Origin of the sequence: Hymenobacter saemangeumensis (assembly GCF_039541835.1) — a bacterium.
Classification (GTDB): Bacteria; Bacteroidota; Bacteroidia; order Cytophagales; family Hymenobacteraceae; genus Hymenobacter; species Hymenobacter saemangeumensis.
Genome location: NZ_BAABGZ010000066.1, coordinates 16,151 through 32,538, shown reverse-complemented (window position 1 = coordinate 32,538; position 16,388 = coordinate 16,151). Strand labels below are relative to the sequence as shown.

The window sequence follows — 16,388 nt, the reverse complement described above, 5'->3', positions numbered from 1 at the left end:
ACCCACACATGGCAGAGCAAAAAATCACCATCAAAAATGGCAAGCTGAACGTTCCGGACAAACCCATCATTCCCTTCATCGAAGGCGACGGCACCGGGCCGGACATCTGGCGTGCCTCCAAGCTCGTGTTCGACGCAGCCGTTGAGAAAGCCTACGACGGCAAGCGCCAGATTATGTGGAAGGAAGTACTGGCCGGTGAGAAGTCGTACAAAGCCACCAACAACTGGCTGCCCAACGAAACCCTCGACGCTTTCCGCGATTACCTCGTGGGCATCAAAGGCCCCCTCACCACGCCCGTCGGCGGCGGCATCCGCTCGCTGAACGTGGCCCTGCGCCAGGAGCTGGACCTGTACGCCTGCGTGCGCCCCGTGCGCTACTACGACGGCGTGCCCTCGCCCGTGAAGCAGCCCGAGCTGACCGACATGGTCATCTTCCGCGAAAACACCGAAGACATCTACGCCGGCATCGAGTACATGAACGGCACGCCCCAGGCCCAGAAAATGCTGGAATTCCTGCAGGACGAGATGGGCGTGAAGAAAATCCGCTTCCCCGAGTCGTCCTCGTTCGGCGTGAAGCCGGTATCGAAGGAAGGCACCGAGCGCCTGGTGCGCGCCGCCATCAACTACGCCCTGGCCCACAAGCTGCCATCGGTAACGCTGGTGCACAAAGGCAACATCATGAAGTTCACCGAAGGTGCCTTCAAAACCTGGGGCTACGAGCTGGCGGAGAAGGAGTTCGGCCAGAAAGTATTCACCTGGGCCCAGTACGATAAAATCGTGGCCAAGCAAGGCGCGGCCGTAGCCGATGCCCTGCAGAAGCAGGCCCAGGAGCAGGGCAAGCTCATCATCAAGGACAGCATCGCCGATGCCTTCCTGCAGCAAATCCTGCTCCGCCCCGCCGAGTACTCGGTAGTAGCTACGCTGAACCTGAACGGCGACTATATCTCCGACGCCCTGGCTGCAATCGTTGGCGGCATCGGCATCGCCCCCGGCGCCAACATCAACTACGCCACCGGCCACGCCATCTTCGAAGCTACCCACGGCACCGCGCCCAAGTACGCCAACCTCGACAAGGTAAACCCCGGCTCGGTTATCCTCTCCGGCGTGATGATGCTGCAGCACATGGGCTGGACCGAAGCCGCCGACCTCATCAACAAAGGCCTGGAAGCCGCCATCGCCAGCAAGCGCGTCACCTACGACTTCGAACGTCAGATGGAAGGCGCCACCCTGCTGAAGTGCTCGGAGTTCGGCCAGGAGATTGTGAAGAACATGTAGTAGCTTGGCTGAAGCCGATTACTGATAAACCCCCGCGTTGGCTTCGGCCGGCGCGGGGGTTTTGTTGTCAATTGCTCATACTGTCTTATTATTCCCTTACTGGCGCGAGTTTAGCGCAGCGTAACTCGTGCCGGCCATTCGGGCGAGGCTGTGCCTCGCAACAGAACGACGTCATTGAACGAGCCGCTACGGCGCGGTTCCGGCTTGCCGCTGGCGCGCCAGGGGAGGCGCAGCCTCCCCATCAAAGCTGGTTACGAGTTACGCTGCGCTAAACTCGCGCCAGGGGAGGCTTTTTATCCCCCATCCTATGCATTTTATGAAGCTTGCCGCCTTTCTCCTCGTCTTCCTGCTCACGCTGCCGGCTTTTGCCCAGCCGGGCCTGCAGGTGCCCGCGTCCCTCACCAAAGCCCTGGAGCAGGTGAAGCCAGAAAATCTGCGGGCCCACGTTGCCTACCTGGCCGACGACCAGCTGCGGGGCCGGGCGCCCGGCAGTCCCGGCTACCAGCTGGCGGTTGATTACGTGACCGGCCAGTTTAAAGCCTTGGGCGTGCTGCCGGCCGGGGAGCAGGGTACTTATATCCAGACCCTGCGGCTGCGCCGGGCCTTTGTGCAGCCGGGGGCCCGCTTCCGCCTGCGGGAGGGCAAGGCAGCGCCCCAGGCGCTGCGCGCGGGCCAGGACTTTGTGCTGTACCCCAACCCCGCCCAGGCCCGGGTGGCCCTGCAGGCTCCGCTGGTCTTCGCCGGCTACGGCATCAGCGCCCCGGAGCAGGGCTACGACGACTACGAGGGCCTGGACGTCGAGGGCAAGGTGGTGGTCATCGTGCGGGGTGCTCCCAGCAGCTTTCCCTCCACCATTGCCGCCGCCAGCCAGAGCGTCCTCACCTTGCTGCAGACGGCCCAGCGCCATGGCGCGGCGGGCGTGCTGCTGGCACCGGCCCGCCTCAACCCCAAGGCCAGCCTGCCCCAGCTTGAAAAGGGGGTGTGCAGCGTGCTGGGGCCCGATGGCCGGGTGGCTACCTCCGGCAGCTACGTGCCCGGCGGGCTTCACTTCCTGGCCAGCATCAGCGCCGCCACCTTCCAGCGCCTGCTCGGTACGGCGCTCGACAGCAGCCGGGTGCTGCCCGCCATCCGGGCCGGGCGGCCCGCCTCGGCGGCCCTGCGCGGCGTGGTTGACCTGGCCTTCCAGTCGCGCTACCAGGATTTCGACTCCTACAACGTAGCCGGCAAAATTGCCGGCTCCGACCCCACTTACTCGGCCGATTATGTGGCCCACACCGCCCACCTCGACCACCTGGGCGTGGGCACCCCGGTGCAGGGCGACTCCATCTACAACGGGGCCCACGACAATGCATCCGGGGTGGCCGCCGTGCTGGAGATGGCCCGCGTCTATTCCCAGCTCAAGGAGAGGCCCAAACGCTCCCTGCTCTTTGTGCTGTTCACCGGCGAGGAGCTGGGCCTGCTGGGGTCGGCCTACTTCGCCGCCCATCCCACTGTACCCAACGGCAGCATTGTGGCCGATTTGAACTGCGACATGCCCACCCTGCTTGCCCCGCTGCTGTCCATCGTGCCGCTGGGAGCCGGGCACTCCACCCTGGCCGAGCCCGTCGCCCAGGCGGCTGCCCACCTCGGCATCAGCGTCGAAGCCGACCCTGAGCCCGAGCAGAACCGCTTTATCCGCAGCGACCAGTTCAGCTTCGTCACCCAGGGCATTCCGGCCCTGCACGTCAAGTACGGCAACAAAACCGCCGATGGCCTCAACAACCTCAGCGCCCAGGTGCAGAGCTGGCGGGCCGCCACCTACCACCAGCCCCAGGATGACATCAACGGCCGCTTCGACTTTGAGGCCGGCCGGAAGTACGTGCAGCTCTATACCCTCATCAGCTACCAGGTGGCCCAGGCGCCCCAGCGCCCGCGCTGGAACAAAGGCGACTTTTTCGGCCAGCGCTACGGCGAGTAGCTCCGCCTGCCTTTCCAGGCGTGGAATATGGTGGAGAGGGAGTCAGGCGACTTGTTGCCTTAACGGGGAAATACTTTAGGGCCGCCGCAAGTCCCGAAACACGTTGTTCAGCCCTTCGGCCCAGATAGGGTGGGCGAATATTATTTCCTGCAGCTGCTGGTAGCGCAGGCGGCCGGTCATGGCTACCTGCAGCACGCTCATCACCTCGCCGGCCTGGCCGCCGAGCAGGGCGGCGCCCAGCAGCTGGTCGTCGTCGCCCACCAGCACCTTCCAGAAGCCGGCGGGCTGGCTGGTGTGTCGGGCCCGGCCGATGACGCTTACCGGCATGGAAGCTACGCGGTAAGGGACTTTCTTTTCCCGGGCCTGCGCCTCATTCAGGCCAATGCGGGCCAGCTGGGGCTCGGTGAACACGCAGTAGGGCAGGGGGCGCTGCCGGGCCGAGCGGCGCTTGCCGTGCAGCAGGGCGTCGCGCACGATGCGGTAGTCGTCGTAGGCCAGGTGGGTAAACTGCGGGCCGGGGTGCACGTCGCCCAGCGCGTACACGCCGCGCACCTTGGTTTGCAGGTTGGAATCGACGGGGATGTAGCCCTGCTCGTCGGTCTGGATGCCGGCGTAGCCCAGGCCCAGGCGGTCGGTGTTGGGGCGGCGGCCGGTGGCCAGCAGCAGGTGGGAGCCCCGCAGGTGCCGGGTGCCCTGGGCCGTGTGCGCCGTGAGGGTAAGGCCTGTGGCGGAGCGGCTCACGCGCCGGGCCTGGGCGCCCAGCACGAAGCGGATTCCTTCGGCTTCCAGCGCGGACTGCAGGGCTCCGCTCACGTCAGCGTCTTCGTGCTCGAGCAGGGCCGGGCCATTTTCTACAATGCTGACCTTGCTGCCAAAGCGCCGGAACATCTGCCCCAGCTCCAGCCCGATGTAGCCCCCGCCGACGATGAGCAGGTGCTCGGGCAGGTCCTGCAGCTCCATTAGCGTGGTCGAGGTGTGGTAGCCGCTGTCGGTCAGGCCTTCGATGTTATCGGGAATGGCGGTCCGGGTGCCGGTATTGATGAAGATGAGCGGGGCGCTCAGCTCGCGGGTGCCTTCGGCCAAAGCCACCGCTACCGTGTGCGGGCCCGTAAACGCGGCGTGTCCGGCCAGCACGGTGATGCCGGGGTTTTCGTCGATGAGGTTGGAGCGCACCCCTTCGCGCAGGGCTTCCAGCACCTGGGTTTTACGCGCTATGGCCGTGGCCAGGTCAACCGTGAGGGTGCCGGCTCCGGGCAGCAGCGGAGCGGCCACTTCCGCTGCCGTCCGTATGTGGTGCATTCGTTCGGCCGTTGCCAGCAGCGTCTTGGTGGGCGTGCAGCCGTAGTTGATGCAGGAGCCGCCCAGTAGGTTTTCCTCGATGAGCACCACGCGGCGTCCGGCCCCGGCCAGGGCCACCGCCAGCGGGTTGCCGGCCTGGCCCGAGCCGATGATAATGGCGTCGCAGGAGGTAGGAGCTGACATAAGCAGAAGCGTAGGGTGAGTTCCGCTTACGTCTCTGCCGGCATTTTGGGCTACCGGGGGCAAATGGAGCGGCGGGCTGGGCTCCTCTGTCAAGCAGGGCCGCCAGGCTCGCCGCTCCATTTGCCCTACTCCACTACAATCTTGGTAACGGAGCTGCCCACGCGCACCAGGTAGGTGCCCGCGTGCAGGGCCTGCACGTCGAAATAGCACATGGTGGAGCCGGGGAAAAGCTTCTGGCTGGCCACCACCCGGCCGGTGAGGTCGAGCAGCTCCACCACCTGCTCATGGCGCGGGGCCACGGTGGCCTGCACCACCAGCAAGTCATTGGCGGGGCTGGGGTACACCGTCAGCTTCAGGTCGTCGGCTGCCTTGGCGCTGCTGGTCACGGGGGCCGTGTAGGTCGTCACCGGCTCGTTGATGACTACCTGCGTAGAGCCGGCGTTAGGGCCCATCACCGGAAAGTTACTGGTTTCCACCACGCCATAGTAGGTGGGGCCCAGGATGTAAGGATACACCGAGTTGCCGTTGCGGTCGATGGTGGCGAAGTAGGCGTAGGTGCCGTTCGGGTACTCCGGCGTCACGCAGAAGCGGCCGTTGTGCAGGTCGAGGTCGCCGGAGCCGGCCGCGTACTCAAAGTCTTCGAAGTAGCTGCCCAGGGGCTGGGCGGCCAGCGTGGGGCCGGGCTGACTGGCCGTAGCCCCGCCCGGCAGCGTGGTGCGGCTCGTGATATTGCGCAGGCGGTAGGAGGGCGTCATGCGCTTAATGGCGCCCGGCTGCTGGGCATTGGCGTAGCCGTAGCCGCCGTAGATGGGAAAGCCGTCGAAGGCAAAGCCGATGAGGGGGCCGTGCCGGGTGGAGTCGGGCACGTACAGGCCGTCGGCCAGGTACACGTTGCAGACCGACGAGAGTGGCACCCGGGCAATGTTGAAGGCCGAGGGGTTCTGGTGGTGGTGGTAGCTGCCCCCGGTGAGCGTGCCCGCCGTCATCACCGGCGAGGGGTGGCCCTTGGCGCAGTCGAAGCCGGCGTTTTCAAACACCACGGCATTCTGGTGCCACACGTTCTGGTTGTTGTAGCTGCGCCCATCGGCGTAGTTGTACACCGGCACCCCGTTGATGAGCACGCCCGTGTTGCCCATGCCCACGGCCGTGGCGGTGCCCGTGTTGCGCTGCGGGTTGAGGGGCAGCTTGAACAGGTAGCGGCGGTTGGTAGCCTGGGATGGGTTGCGGTCGAGGTAGGGACCCACCACGTAGGCCGGAATACCCGAGCAGTTGATGTACACGCTGCTGGCTGAGTAGCGCACCCGCTGCACGTTGGCATGCGCCGTGTCCTGCACCGGCGTGGGGTTGCCGCTGATATAGTGCCGCCCGCGCACCTGGGTGGTGTTTTGCAGCCAGCGCGTAATAGCGGGGTGGGTCTGGCCCAGCGCGGCCGGCAGCAGGGGCAGCGTGAGCAGACCCGCCAGGGTGAGCAAGGTTTTTTTCATGGGGTTGGAAAAAGGTGGGTTAATGGCTTCTTAGTTTGTGTCGTGGTGTGTGTAGCGTGGACTCTGCGAGTCAGCGCGGGTGAACGTTCAAACGGGCGGACTCGCAGAGTCCACGCTACAAATCCAATGACTCCCATACCGCTCTAATTCAGCGCATCGGCTGGTAGGTAGCCGAAGCGCGGGTCGGTCAGAAACTGCTGGTCGGTGAGGGTAAGGAGGAAGGCAATAATGTCCTTTTGCTGCTCGGGGCTGAGGCGCAGGGGCTGGCGCAGGGCCGGGGCCAATGTGGGGCTGTGGTGGATGCCGCTGCTGTAGTGCTGCAGCACCTCGCGCAGCCGCCGAAACCGGCCATCGTGCATGTAGGGGCCGCTGCGCTCGATGTTGCGCAGCGAGGGCACCCGGAAGCACAGCGAATCCTGGGGCCGCCCCGTGATGCCGGCCCGGCCCGGGTCCGGCGCCAGGGAGTCGGGCGGCAGGCCGTTGTTCTGGAACGTGTAGTTGGTGAACAGCGGCTCCTGGTGGCAGCTGCCGCAATTGCTTCGAAACAAGGTCAGGCCGCTGAGCTCAGCGGAGCTAAGCTCCCCGCCCGGCTCGCGGCGCAGGTACTTGTCGTAGCGCGACTGGTACGATACCAGCCCGCTGGTGAACTGGGCCAGGGCCTGCAGCACTCGCTGCCCGGTGGCTACCGAGTCGCCCCGGAAGGCCCGCGCAAACTGCCGGCGGTAGTTGGGGAGGGTGTTCAGGCGCCGCACCACCGCCGCCAGGGTGTTGTCCATCTCGGCCGCGTGGGTCAGCGGGTTCAGGGCCTGCACGTCGAGGCTGTTCACGCCCCCGTCCCAATGAAAGCTGGGGCTCCAGGCCAGGTTGACCAGGGCCAGGGTGTTGCGCCGTCCCTGCCGCCCTTCAATGCCGTGGCTCACGGCGTGGTCGACGTGGGTGAAGCCCGTGGCCTGCAGGTGGCAGCTGGCGCAGGAAATGCTGCCGTCGCGCGACAGGCCCGGGTCGTAGAACAGGGCCCGGCCCAGGGCCACGCCCGCACCCGTGGCCGGGTTGCGGTGGGCATCATAGCGGGGCTGGGGCCAGCCGGCCGGCTGGGGCAGGGGCACCGGCCCACCATCAACTGGCGCTGTGCCGAAGGCCGCAAGACCCAGCAGCCCCAGGGCCGCCGCCAGGCGTAAGGCGAGGCTAGCGGGGCGCATAAGACGAAGGCTTGGCGGCGGAAGCCGGCCAGTGAAACATTGCGGCCACCCGCCCGGCCTGAACTGCAGCAGCGGGGCCGGGCAGCAGCACGTCGGGCGTCTGCGCCAGCGGCGCGGCTCCCACCCAGCGGTCTACGTCGGCCAGCAGGGTCAGCGTGTCGGCGGCGCTGGGCGTGGGCATCGGAAGCCGTAGGGTGCGGGCCGTGGCATGGGGCCGGGCGTAGCCGCCGATGTGGAAAGAAAAAGCCCGGCGCACGGCCGCCGGCCGGCTGGGGCTGCGCCCTTCCAGCTTGGCGTTGATGTAGCCGCTCTGCCAGGCCCAGTACATGCCCAGCGCCGGGTCGAGGGGGCCACCCAGGGCTCCGGCTACGTTGGTGGCGCTGTCTACTCCCACCCGAAACGACACCGCGGCCAGGGGCTTGGCCGGGGCACCCGGCAGCTCAATAAGCCAGGACGCTACGTCTTCGGCATCCAGCAGATGGGCCGGGGCCGGGTCCTGGTAGGTGCTGCCATCGGCAAACTGCAGGGTGAGGGGGCCGAGGTAGCAGCGCAGCACGCTTACCGTCAGCTCGTCGCCGGCCGAAGTGCGCTGCGCTGGCCCATCGAGCAGCAGCGGCCGGCTGCCCAGCATGGGCTTTATCCGCAGAAGGCGCCGTGCCGGCGCGTCCACCGGCCGTAGGCCCGGCAGCGTCAGCAACACGGAAATAACAAGCAGGGAGCGGAGCAGCATGGAATCAGGGTTAAACGCCTGGGTTCATATACTGCAATGCTAGCCGCCGACGTGGGCGCGCGCCTACGGTAATCGACTAATTGCCAAGGTGGCTCGACCAATTCCAGCGCTGCGCTTATTCCTGGGGCCAGGGTAGGTGCTAAGCGCCTATCCGAAAACAAATGGGGGCGTCATGCTGAGCGGAGTCGAAGCATCTCTACCACGAGAGTAAACCAATCAAAAGGATTACTGCCGCGGGCAAGATGCTTCGGCTTCGCTCAGCATGACGTTCTTTTAAATTTTCAGACATGCTCTTGGAAGGAGTTATAAATCAGGCTAAAAGATTTTTGACTTTTAACTCAGCTCACCCACCCGAAATTTGCGCTCAGGGCACCAAAGGGCATCCCTGCCGCTTATGCCGGGCAGATGCTGGGGCTCAATCCCAGAATAAGGCGGCCCTGTTTTCCTGGAACGAACGGGCGCATTTCAGGGCCGACGCTGGGCTTGTGCGCGAAATTCCCGTAACAGGCGTTTATTTCGTTGCCGCGTTTTGCCCGCCCCTTTATGTTATTGCTGTTGCGCTCTTTATTGTTTGTTCTGCTGCTGGGTCTCAGCAGCTGCGCGTCGTTGTATTTCCCGCCGCCGCCGCACGCGCCCATGCTCACGCACAAGGGCGAGTTCTACGGCGCCATCAGCACCAATCAGCACACCAACTTCGCCCTGCAGGGTGCCTACGCCTTTACTGATAAGCTGGCCGCGGCCGGCACGTTTTCCTCCCTGCACCGCCGCAAAGGCAACAACACCGAAGACATCGACTTCGCCGAGCTCAGCCTGGGCCACTTCACCCGCCTGCCCGACAAGCGCGTGCTGGAAGTATACCTCGGGGCCGGGGGCGGCCACACCAGCCGCATCGAGCGCAACGACGAGCAGCTCACCACCCGCACCCTCGACGGCAGCCTGCGCAAGTACTTCGCCCAGGTCAACTACGCCCGCAAAAAGCAGAAGACCCTTCACCTGCTGGGCCACGACTTCCCGCTCACCTACGGCGCCGCCCTGCGCCTGAGCTACATGGAGCTGAACAACTTCCGCATCAACGGGCAGCTGGCGCCCGGCGAAAGCAACGTCTTCTTCGAGCCCATCACCTTCACCCGCACCAAGCTGGTGGGCCCCGTGCAGCTGCAGCTCATCAGCGGGCAGATTCTCGGCTTCAAGCGCAACGAGTACCTGAAAGCGGCCAACTCCGTGTTTCAGGTAGGGCTGGTGATTAATTTGTGGGAGGGAGCAGAGGGATTCTAGTTTTCAATGGCAACAAGAAAGCCCAGGCAACGCATTGCCTGGGCTTTCTTGTTTTCGGGAAGGCATCTACTCCTTCACAATGCGCAGTGTGCGCTGTCCCTTGGCGTTGCGCACCCGCAGCAGGTAGGTGCCCGCGGGCAAAGCGGCAGGCAAGGAGAGTAGCTGACTTGCTGGCAGAAGGAGCGAGGGCATCACTTCGCGCCCCAGCAGGTCGGCGAGCGACACTTGTGTGGGGCTGGTACCCGTGCCGCTGAGCTGCACCTGCTGCCGGGCCGGGTTGGGGTAGGCCTGCAGCTGGGGCATTACCTGCCCGGCCTGAGTGCCCGAGCCCAGGCGGTAGTCGGTGATTCCAATATCGTCGAGGTTGATGCGCGGATTGGTGGCCGGGGCCGTGTTGGTGCTGCTGAAGCGCAGGCGCACGTTGCCGGTACGGTTGGCCGTGAAGGAATACTGCGTAAGGGTACTGGTCAGGGTAGGAGGTGAGCTGGTACCCAGCAGGCTGGTGTAGGTGACGCCCCCATCCGTAGAGATTTCCGGGACAAAGGAGGCGCCGCTTTCCGTGGCATAGCTGGCGGCGCTGACGGTAACTACCCCAGCACCGTTGGGCTTGTCGCTGTCCATTTCGATGTAGCCGCCCCCGCGCAGCCGCGCCGACTTAGCGCCATTGAACTTGTCGGCATTGGCGGTGGTACCTATCAAAGCTTCGCCAAACGTCCAGCCCCCGCTTTGCAGCTGCACCGAAGCGGGGGCATACCCTGTTTTGGTGCCGGTTTCAAAATCTTCGAAAAAAGGCGGGGGCGAAGCCGTCACCGTAAACGGGATGGCGCTTACGGCTGCGCCATTAGGATTGGTCAGGGTAATAAGGCCGGTAGTAGCCCCAACTGGCACCACCGCATTAACTTCTGTAGGAGAAGGCGTCCGGGGATAAGGCGCCGCTTGGGTACCGTTAAAAAAAACGGTAGAGCCAAAACTGCCAGGAGCCAGATTAGTCCCATTGATAGTGACGGTGGTGCCAACCGGCCCGCTCGTCGGCGTAAACCGGGTAATGGTGGGCGGACCGGGGTTAATGGTGAAAAACCTCATTCCGCCAGAGCCTCCGCCCCCTGGCTGAGGGTTACCGATGCTGAAATAGGTAGTGACCGGCGACGAAACAGAAGGCAAGTCCACCCAGACAGACACCTGGTTCACTGAAATGAAGGTTGCGACGTAGTCCTGAGTACCGTTTAAAAATTGAACTCGTACCCCAGGCACATAGTCTCTGCCGTAAAAATTTACCAGAATTCTGTTGCCGCCCAGGCCCGAGGTTGGAGAAATCCCCGTTGTGGTACATTGCGGATTCGGGGTCGGAGCAGCCGTAACCGTACCGGATAAGCTGATGGTTTGAGAAGCAGCTCCAGGGCTGGCTATAGTAGCAACCCCGCTTATTGGGCCGAGTACCGCCCCGGTCAGCCGCACGTAAAGCGGCACATTGTTGAAAACCCCGCCGGCTTGCGTCAGGGTTATCGAAGAGCTAAAGTTGGCACCTACTGTCCAGGAAACTTCAAACCCGCTGGATGCGGTTACGGTCACATTTCCAGTAAGCCCGGCTCCGTTCACTGTTACCGCCTGCTCGGCAGAAGGAGTGCCCACGGCGGTAGTAAACCCGCTAAGAGTGGTCGGGTTTGCTGTAAGCGTAGCTTGGGCCTGGGCAGCCCAACTGGTGCACAAAAAAGTGAGCAGCAAGAAATAATAACTAGCTATTGGTTTCATAGGGCTGGGTAGACGCGTTGTCAATTATACGAGGCCAAAGTACAATAAAAAAGCTCCAGCCTCGACGGCTGGAGCTTTTCTACTAAGTTGTTTCGGAAGGCAATTACTTGCCCAGCACACGCAGCATGGTGTCGCCAATCTCGGCGGGCGAGTCCACTACGTGGATGCCGCACTCGCGCATGATGGCCATCTTGGCGGCGGCCGTGTCGTCGGCACCGCCTACGATGGCACCGGCGTGGCCCATGCGGCGGCCGGGAGGGGCCGTCTGGCCGGCAATGAAGCCTACCACGGGCTTCTTGTTGCCGGTTTCCTTAATCCAGCGGGCAGCTTCGGCTTCCATGCCGCCGCCGATTTCGCCAATCATCACGATGCCCTCGGTTTCGGGGTCGTTCATGAGCAGCTCCACGGCCTGCTTGGTGGTGGTGCCGATGATGGGGTCGCCGCCGATGCCGATGGCCGTGGTCTGGCCCAGGCCGGCCTTGGTGAGCTGGTCAACCGCTTCGTAAGTCAGCGTGCCCGACTTGGACACGATGCCCACGCGGCCCTTGGAGAAGATAAAGCCGGGCATGATGCCCACCTTGCACTCGCCGGCCGTCATCACGCCGGGGCAGTTCGGGCCAATCATGGTCACACCCTCGCGGTCCTTGAGGTAGTGCTTCACGGCAATCATGTCCTTGGTGGGAATGCCTTCGGTGATGGTGATAATCACCTTGATGCCGGCGTCGGCGGCTTCCATGATGGCGTCGGCGGCAAAAGCCGGGGGCACGAAGATGATGCTGGTGTCAGCGCCGGCTTTCTCCACGGCTTCGGCCACGGTGTTGAATACGGGACGGCCCAGGTGCTCGGTGCCGCCTTTGCCCGGCGTCACGCCGCCTACCACGTTGGTGCCGTAGTCCATCATCTGCTGGGCGTGGAACGAACCTTCGGAGCCCGTGAAGCCCTGCACAATGACCTTGGAGTTTTTATTAACCAGAACGCTCATTCTTGGGTGTTTTAGAGAAGATTGATGGGTGGGAGTGGCGGCCCGGCCGGGCTGCGCTGCTGCAAAAGTAGGGCTTTTTGAGGCTGTGGCAAGGCGGCCGGGCTGCGATGTTGCCCAGGCATTCCGGGGGACCTTGTCGGCTGCTGCCTGTTTACCGGCTACCGTCCCTTGCCGGACTCCTCTTCCGAAGGAAAGGGAACTCCCTCCGCCCCGGCATGCTTACCTTTGTAGCATCACCCGACGTGAATTCCCACCCAACTTTTTTCAATGTACTTCAATCACATCATCGAGGCCATCGGCCATACTCCCCTCGTTAAGCTCAACAAAGTCACCGACGGCATCAAAGGCACGGTACTGGCCAAAGTGGAGTATTTCAACCCCGGCAACTCGGTGAAAGACCGCATGGCCGTGCGCATGATTGAGGATGCCGAGAAAGCCGGCCTGCTCAAGCCCGGCGGCACCATCATCGAGGGCACCAGCGGCAACACGGGCATGGGCCTGGCCCTGGCCGCCATCGCCAAAGGCTACAAGTGCGTGTTCGTGATGAGCGACAAGCAGAGCAAGGAAAAGCAGGACATCCTGCGCGCCGTAGGGGCCGAAGTAGTGGTGTGCCCCGTCGACGTGGCCCCCGACGACCCCCGCTCGTACTACTCCGTGGCCGCCCGCCTCACCCGCGAAACGCCCAACTCCTACCACCCCAACCAGTACGACAACATGTCGAACACTGCGGCCCACTACGAAGGCACCGGCCCGGAGCTCTGGCAGCAGACCGAAGGCAAAATCACGCACTATGCCTGCGGCGTGGGCACCGGCGGCACCATCTGCGGCACGGCCAAGTACCTGAAAGAGCAGAACCCGGCCATCGTGTCCATCGGCCTCGACACCTATGGCTCGGTATTCAAGAAGTACAAGGAAACCGGGGTGTTCGACGAAAACGAAATCTACCCCTACAAAACCGAAGGCATCGGCGAGGACATTCTTCCTAAAAACGTCGACTTCGACCTGATTGACCTTTTTATTAAAGTAACCGACCAGGACGCAGCCCTTATGACGCGCCGCCTGGCCAAGGAGGAAGGCCTGTTCGTGGGCTGGAGCTGCGGCTCGGCCGTACACGGGGCCTTGGAGTATGCCCGTGAGCATCTTAAGGAGGACGACACCATGGTGATTGTGCTGCCCGACCACGGCACCCGCTACCTCGGTAAAATCTACAACGACGACTGGATGCGCGAGCAGGGCTGGCTCTAAGCCGGTGCGCCGCCGTAAACTTTTGCCGGCCTGCCGGTTGTTTTGTATCTTCGCAGAAACGCTCACCTAACCTACCGTACAATGTCAGCAAGCCTTAATCACATTGTGCTGGTGGACGACAACGAGACGACCAGCTTCCTCAACAACCGCCTGCTGGGCCGCCTCGGGGTAGCCGAGCACGTGAGCACCTTCTCCCGCGCCGACGAAGCCTTTGAGCGCATCTGGGGCGGACAAAGCGGCGGCAGCTCGGAGGCCATGCCCACGCCCGACCTGGTGTTTGTAGACCTGAAGATGCCCGGCGTCTCGGGCTTCGAGTTCCTGCAGCTCTACAGCTCCCTGCCCAAAGACGTGCAGGACAAAACCGTAATGGCCGTGCTCACCACCTCCATGCACAGCGCCGACACGGCCCGCGTGGCGCAGTACCCCAACGTAGAGTACCTCACCAAGCCGCTGACGGAAGAGAAAATGCAGAAGCTGCTGGAAAAGCGGTTTCAGTAGTACGACAACCCGCGGACAGCTTTACTTAAAAAGCCCCGAGCCTGAGCAGGTTCGGGGCTTTTTCGTGGGTTGCCGGCAGGGGGTGGCTAGTCGTCCTTGCCCTTTTTCTTAAAGATGTCGAAAATGCCGGGCTTCTTCTGCTTTACAATGATGTAGCGCACCGAGAAGCCCGTTGGGAAGCGGTTCCAGTCGGCCGAGCCGAACTCGAACGTGGGCTTGAAGTCCAGGGACAGCACGACGGGGATGAAGGCAATTTTGTACTCCGCTCCCACAATGCCGTCTATACCCCAGAAGGCACCGTCGTCCTTGTGGTTGCCCACGTGGGCGCCGGCGCCGAAGTAGTAGTTTAGGCTGGGCCCCAGAATACCGAAGTGCCGCTCGGCCAGCACGGTCAGGCTGCGCTCGCGGGGCGCAATCATGGCCAGGCCTTCCAGGGTGGCCTTGGGCAGAAATACTTGCTGCACGGTAAGGCCGTAGTTGACGCCGTCGCTGCGCAGGCCGGCGGCGGTGCGGTACTTCTGCGCCGAGGCCGGCAAAGCCAGGGCAGCTGCTAACACAAGCAGCAGCAAGGCAGCCAGGCGGCGCAGGCAATGGGCCCCATGCGTGATGAACAAAAAGCCAGGCTTAGAAGGCAGAAGAAAGAACATAATAACGAGTAGATAAGCGGGAAAGCCGGAGCCAAACCGGACTGTTTGGGCTTCTACTACGCAGAACAGTGCCAAAAATTGCCTGCCCGGCTCCACAGCTCAGGCAGCCGGCTACTACCCCAGGGCCTCCACAAACCGGAAAGCCTCGCCGTCGAACAAGCCTTTGTCGCTAAGCTTGAGGCTGGGAATCACTAGCAGCGCCATAAACGAGAGCGTCATGAACGGGGCGCCCAGCGGCGAGCCCATTTCCTTGGATAGCGCATCGATGGCCGCGTAGGTAGCCGCCACGGTTTGGCCTTCTTGGTCCGACATCAGGCCGGCTACGGGCAGGGGCAGCAGCATTTCCCGGCCGTCGGCGCCCACGGCTGCCAGGCCGCCTTTGGCTTCAATCACCAGGTTCACGGCCCGGGCAATGCTTTCGTCGTCGCAGCCCACGGCGGTGATGTTGTGGGAGTCGTGGCCCACGCTGCTGGCCAGCGCGCCGTGCTGCAGGCCAAAGCCCCGAATAAACGCCACGGCCGGCGCCACCTGCGGCTGGTAGCGGTTCACCACGGCCAGCTTGAGCACGTCCTGGGCCACATCCGGCACCACCAGGCCATTTTTCACCGTAGCGGGCAGGTCGAGCCGGGCGGTGATGAGCTGCCCGTCGAAGCACTCAATCACGCGCAGGGTGGTTGCTGGTTGCTCGTTGCTGGCTGCTGGTTGCGGGTTGGTTGTTAAAGCAAAATCCTGAGCTTTAAAGGGCTCGGCGTGGAAATTGTTGACCACGCGGATGGGCGCGGCGGGCAGCAGCGACTGCCCGCTTTTGGCCACCAGCTCGCCGTTGAGGTAGGTTTGCTGAATGGGGAAGTCCTGAAGGTCGGCAACTATGATAAAGTCGGCCGGGTCGCCTGCGCGCAGCAGGCCCACGGGCAGCTTGTAGTGCAGCACGGGGTTCAGGCAGGCCACCTGCAGCACGCTGAACACGTCCATGCCCAAGGCCACGGCCCGCTGCACCAGCTGGTTGATGTGGCCCAGCACCAGGGTGTCGGGGTGCTTGTCGTCGGAGCAGAACATCATGTTGGCGTAGTGTTCGGGCAGCAGCTCGATGAGGGCGTCGAAGTTGCGGGCGGCCGAGCCTTCCCGCACCAGGATTTTCATGCCCACGGCCAGCTTGTCGCGGGCTTCGTCGGCGGTGAAGCACTCGTGGTCGGTGCTGATGCCGGCGCTGGCGTAGCGGGCGGCGTCGGCGCCGCGCAGGCCGGGGGCGTGCCCGTCCACGGGGCGGCCGGCCTGCTGAGCCAGGGCAATTTTCTCCATCACGCCGGCGTCGCGGCCCAGCACACCGGGCCAGTTCATCATCTCGGCCAGGTAGCCGATTTTGGGGTTCTGAAACAGGCGCTCGATGTCGGCAGCCGTGATTTCGGCCCCGGCCGTTTCAAAGGGCGTGGCTGGCACGCAGCTGGGCGCGCCAAAGCAGAACTTGAAAGGGGAGTGGCTGGCGTTTTCCAGCATGAACTCCACGCCCGCCACACCCAGCACGTTGCCGATTTCGTGCGGGTCCGACACGGTGGCTACCGTGCCGTGGGCCACGGCCAGGCGGGCAAACTCGCTGGGCACCAGCAGGGAGCTTTCTACGTGTACGTGGGCATCTACGAAGCCAGGCAGGGCGTAGGGCAGGGCCGGGTCGGCCGCCGCGGCCCCGGTGGGCTCAATGGCCTGGATGCGGCCGTCGGCTACGCGCAAAACTGCCGGGCGGATGGAACGGGCAAACAGGTCGACGACGTTGGCGGTCAAAGAAAATTCGGTGGGCATAAGCGCTAAGGCTGGGGTGGAAAGACCGGCCTTGTACCGGTATCAGCCCGACAAAGAACCTTATATTTGACA

At 63.6% G+C, this 16,388-nt stretch carries 12 protein-coding genes and 1 pseudogene; 5 read left to right on the top strand and 8 right to left on the bottom strand.

Going from position 1 to position 16,388, the window contains the following annotated elements:
* Positions 1-8 precede the first annotated feature (8 nt).
* The gene (icd, locus tag ABD919_RS15755) at positions 9-1,274 is read left to right on the top strand and encodes an NADP-dependent isocitrate dehydrogenase (RefSeq protein ID WP_345236993.1); all 1,266 of its coding nucleotides are present in this window, start codon (positions 9-11) and stop codon (positions 1,272-1,274) included.
* Positions 1,275-1,590: 316 nt separating this feature from the next.
* A complete protein-coding gene (locus tag ABD919_RS15750; protein ID WP_345236992.1) occupies positions 1,591-3,231 on the top strand; it encodes a M28 family peptidase in 1,641 nt (546 codons plus the stop codon).
* 75 nt (positions 3,232-3,306) lie between these two features.
* Here ABD919_RS15750 and ABD919_RS15745 read toward each other — a convergent pair whose 3' ends face one another.
* The 4 genes from ABD919_RS15745 to ABD919_RS15730 all read right to left on the bottom strand — a co-directional run bounded on the left by ABD919_RS15745 (position 3,307) and on the right by ABD919_RS15730 (position 8,126).
* Positions 3,307-4,713 carry a mercuric reductase gene (locus tag ABD919_RS15745; protein WP_345236991.1) on the bottom strand — a complete coding sequence of 469 codons (1,407 nt, stop codon included), beginning with the start codon at positions 4,711-4,713 and terminating at the stop codon, positions 3,307-3,309.
* Between the two features lie 125 nt (positions 4,714-4,838).
* Positions 4,839-6,197, bottom strand: a complete 1,359-nt coding sequence (locus ABD919_RS15740; protein ID WP_345236990.1) for a YHYH protein — start codon at positions 6,195-6,197, stop codon at positions 4,839-4,841.
* Positions 6,198-6,340: 143 nt separating this feature from the next.
* Positions 6,341-7,396, bottom strand: a complete 1,056-nt coding sequence (locus tag ABD919_RS15735) for a cytochrome-c peroxidase (protein ID WP_345236989.1) — start codon at positions 7,394-7,396, stop codon at positions 6,341-6,343.
* The gene (locus tag ABD919_RS15730; protein ID WP_345236988.1) at positions 7,383-8,126 is read right to left on the bottom strand and encodes an MbnP family protein; all 744 of its coding nucleotides are present in this window, start codon (positions 8,124-8,126) and stop codon (positions 7,383-7,385) included. The genes ABD919_RS15735 and ABD919_RS15730 overlap by 14 nt, the downstream gene beginning before the upstream one ends.
* A gap of 636 nt (positions 8,127-8,762) precedes the next feature.
* Between ABD919_RS15730 and ABD919_RS15725 the strand changes: the two genes are divergently transcribed.
* The gene (locus ABD919_RS15725; RefSeq protein WP_345236987.1) at positions 8,763-9,401 is read left to right on the top strand and encodes a hypothetical protein; all 639 of its coding nucleotides are present in this window, start codon (positions 8,763-8,765) and stop codon (positions 9,399-9,401) included.
* 66 nt (positions 9,402-9,467) lie between these two features.
* On the opposite strand, the gene ABD919_RS15720 is transcribed toward ABD919_RS15725, so the two are convergent.
* Both ABD919_RS15720 and sucD read right to left on the bottom strand, forming a co-directional pair.
* On the bottom strand, positions 9,468-10,484 hold the full coding sequence (locus ABD919_RS15720; RefSeq protein ID WP_345236986.1) for a T9SS type A sorting domain-containing protein: 1,017 nt from the start codon (positions 10,482-10,484) through the stop codon (positions 9,468-9,470).
* Between the two features lie 769 nt (positions 10,485-11,253).
* Positions 11,254-12,132, bottom strand: coding sequence for a succinate--CoA ligase subunit alpha (gene sucD / locus ABD919_RS15715; protein WP_345236985.1), 879 nt, complete (start codon positions 12,130-12,132; stop codon positions 11,254-11,256).
* Between the two features lie 267 nt (positions 12,133-12,399).
* On the opposite strand from sucD, the pseudogene ABD919_RS15710 reads away from it, so the two are divergent.
* Together ABD919_RS15710 and ABD919_RS15705 are read left to right on the top strand one after the other, a co-directional pair.
* Positions 12,400-13,374 (top strand): annotated as a pseudogene (locus tag ABD919_RS15710) (PLP-dependent cysteine synthase family protein); the annotation flags it as partial.
* 84 nt (positions 13,375-13,458) lie between these two features.
* On the top strand, positions 13,459-13,875 hold the full coding sequence (locus ABD919_RS15705) for a response regulator (protein ID WP_345236984.1): 417 nt from the start codon (positions 13,459-13,461) through the stop codon (positions 13,873-13,875).
* An 86-nt stretch (positions 13,876-13,961) separates the two neighbouring features.
* On the opposite strand, the gene ABD919_RS15700 is transcribed toward ABD919_RS15705, so the two are convergent.
* Complete coding sequence (locus ABD919_RS15700) at positions 13,962-14,522, bottom strand: hypothetical protein (RefSeq protein WP_345236983.1); 561 nt, start codon at positions 14,520-14,522, stop codon at positions 13,962-13,964.
* A 114-nt stretch (positions 14,523-14,636) separates the two neighbouring features.
* Positions 14,637-16,316, bottom strand: a complete 1,680-nt coding sequence (gene ade, locus ABD919_RS15695) for an adenine deaminase (protein ID WP_345236982.1) — start codon at positions 16,314-16,316, stop codon at positions 14,637-14,639.
* Positions 16,317-16,388: the final 72 nt, after the last annotated feature.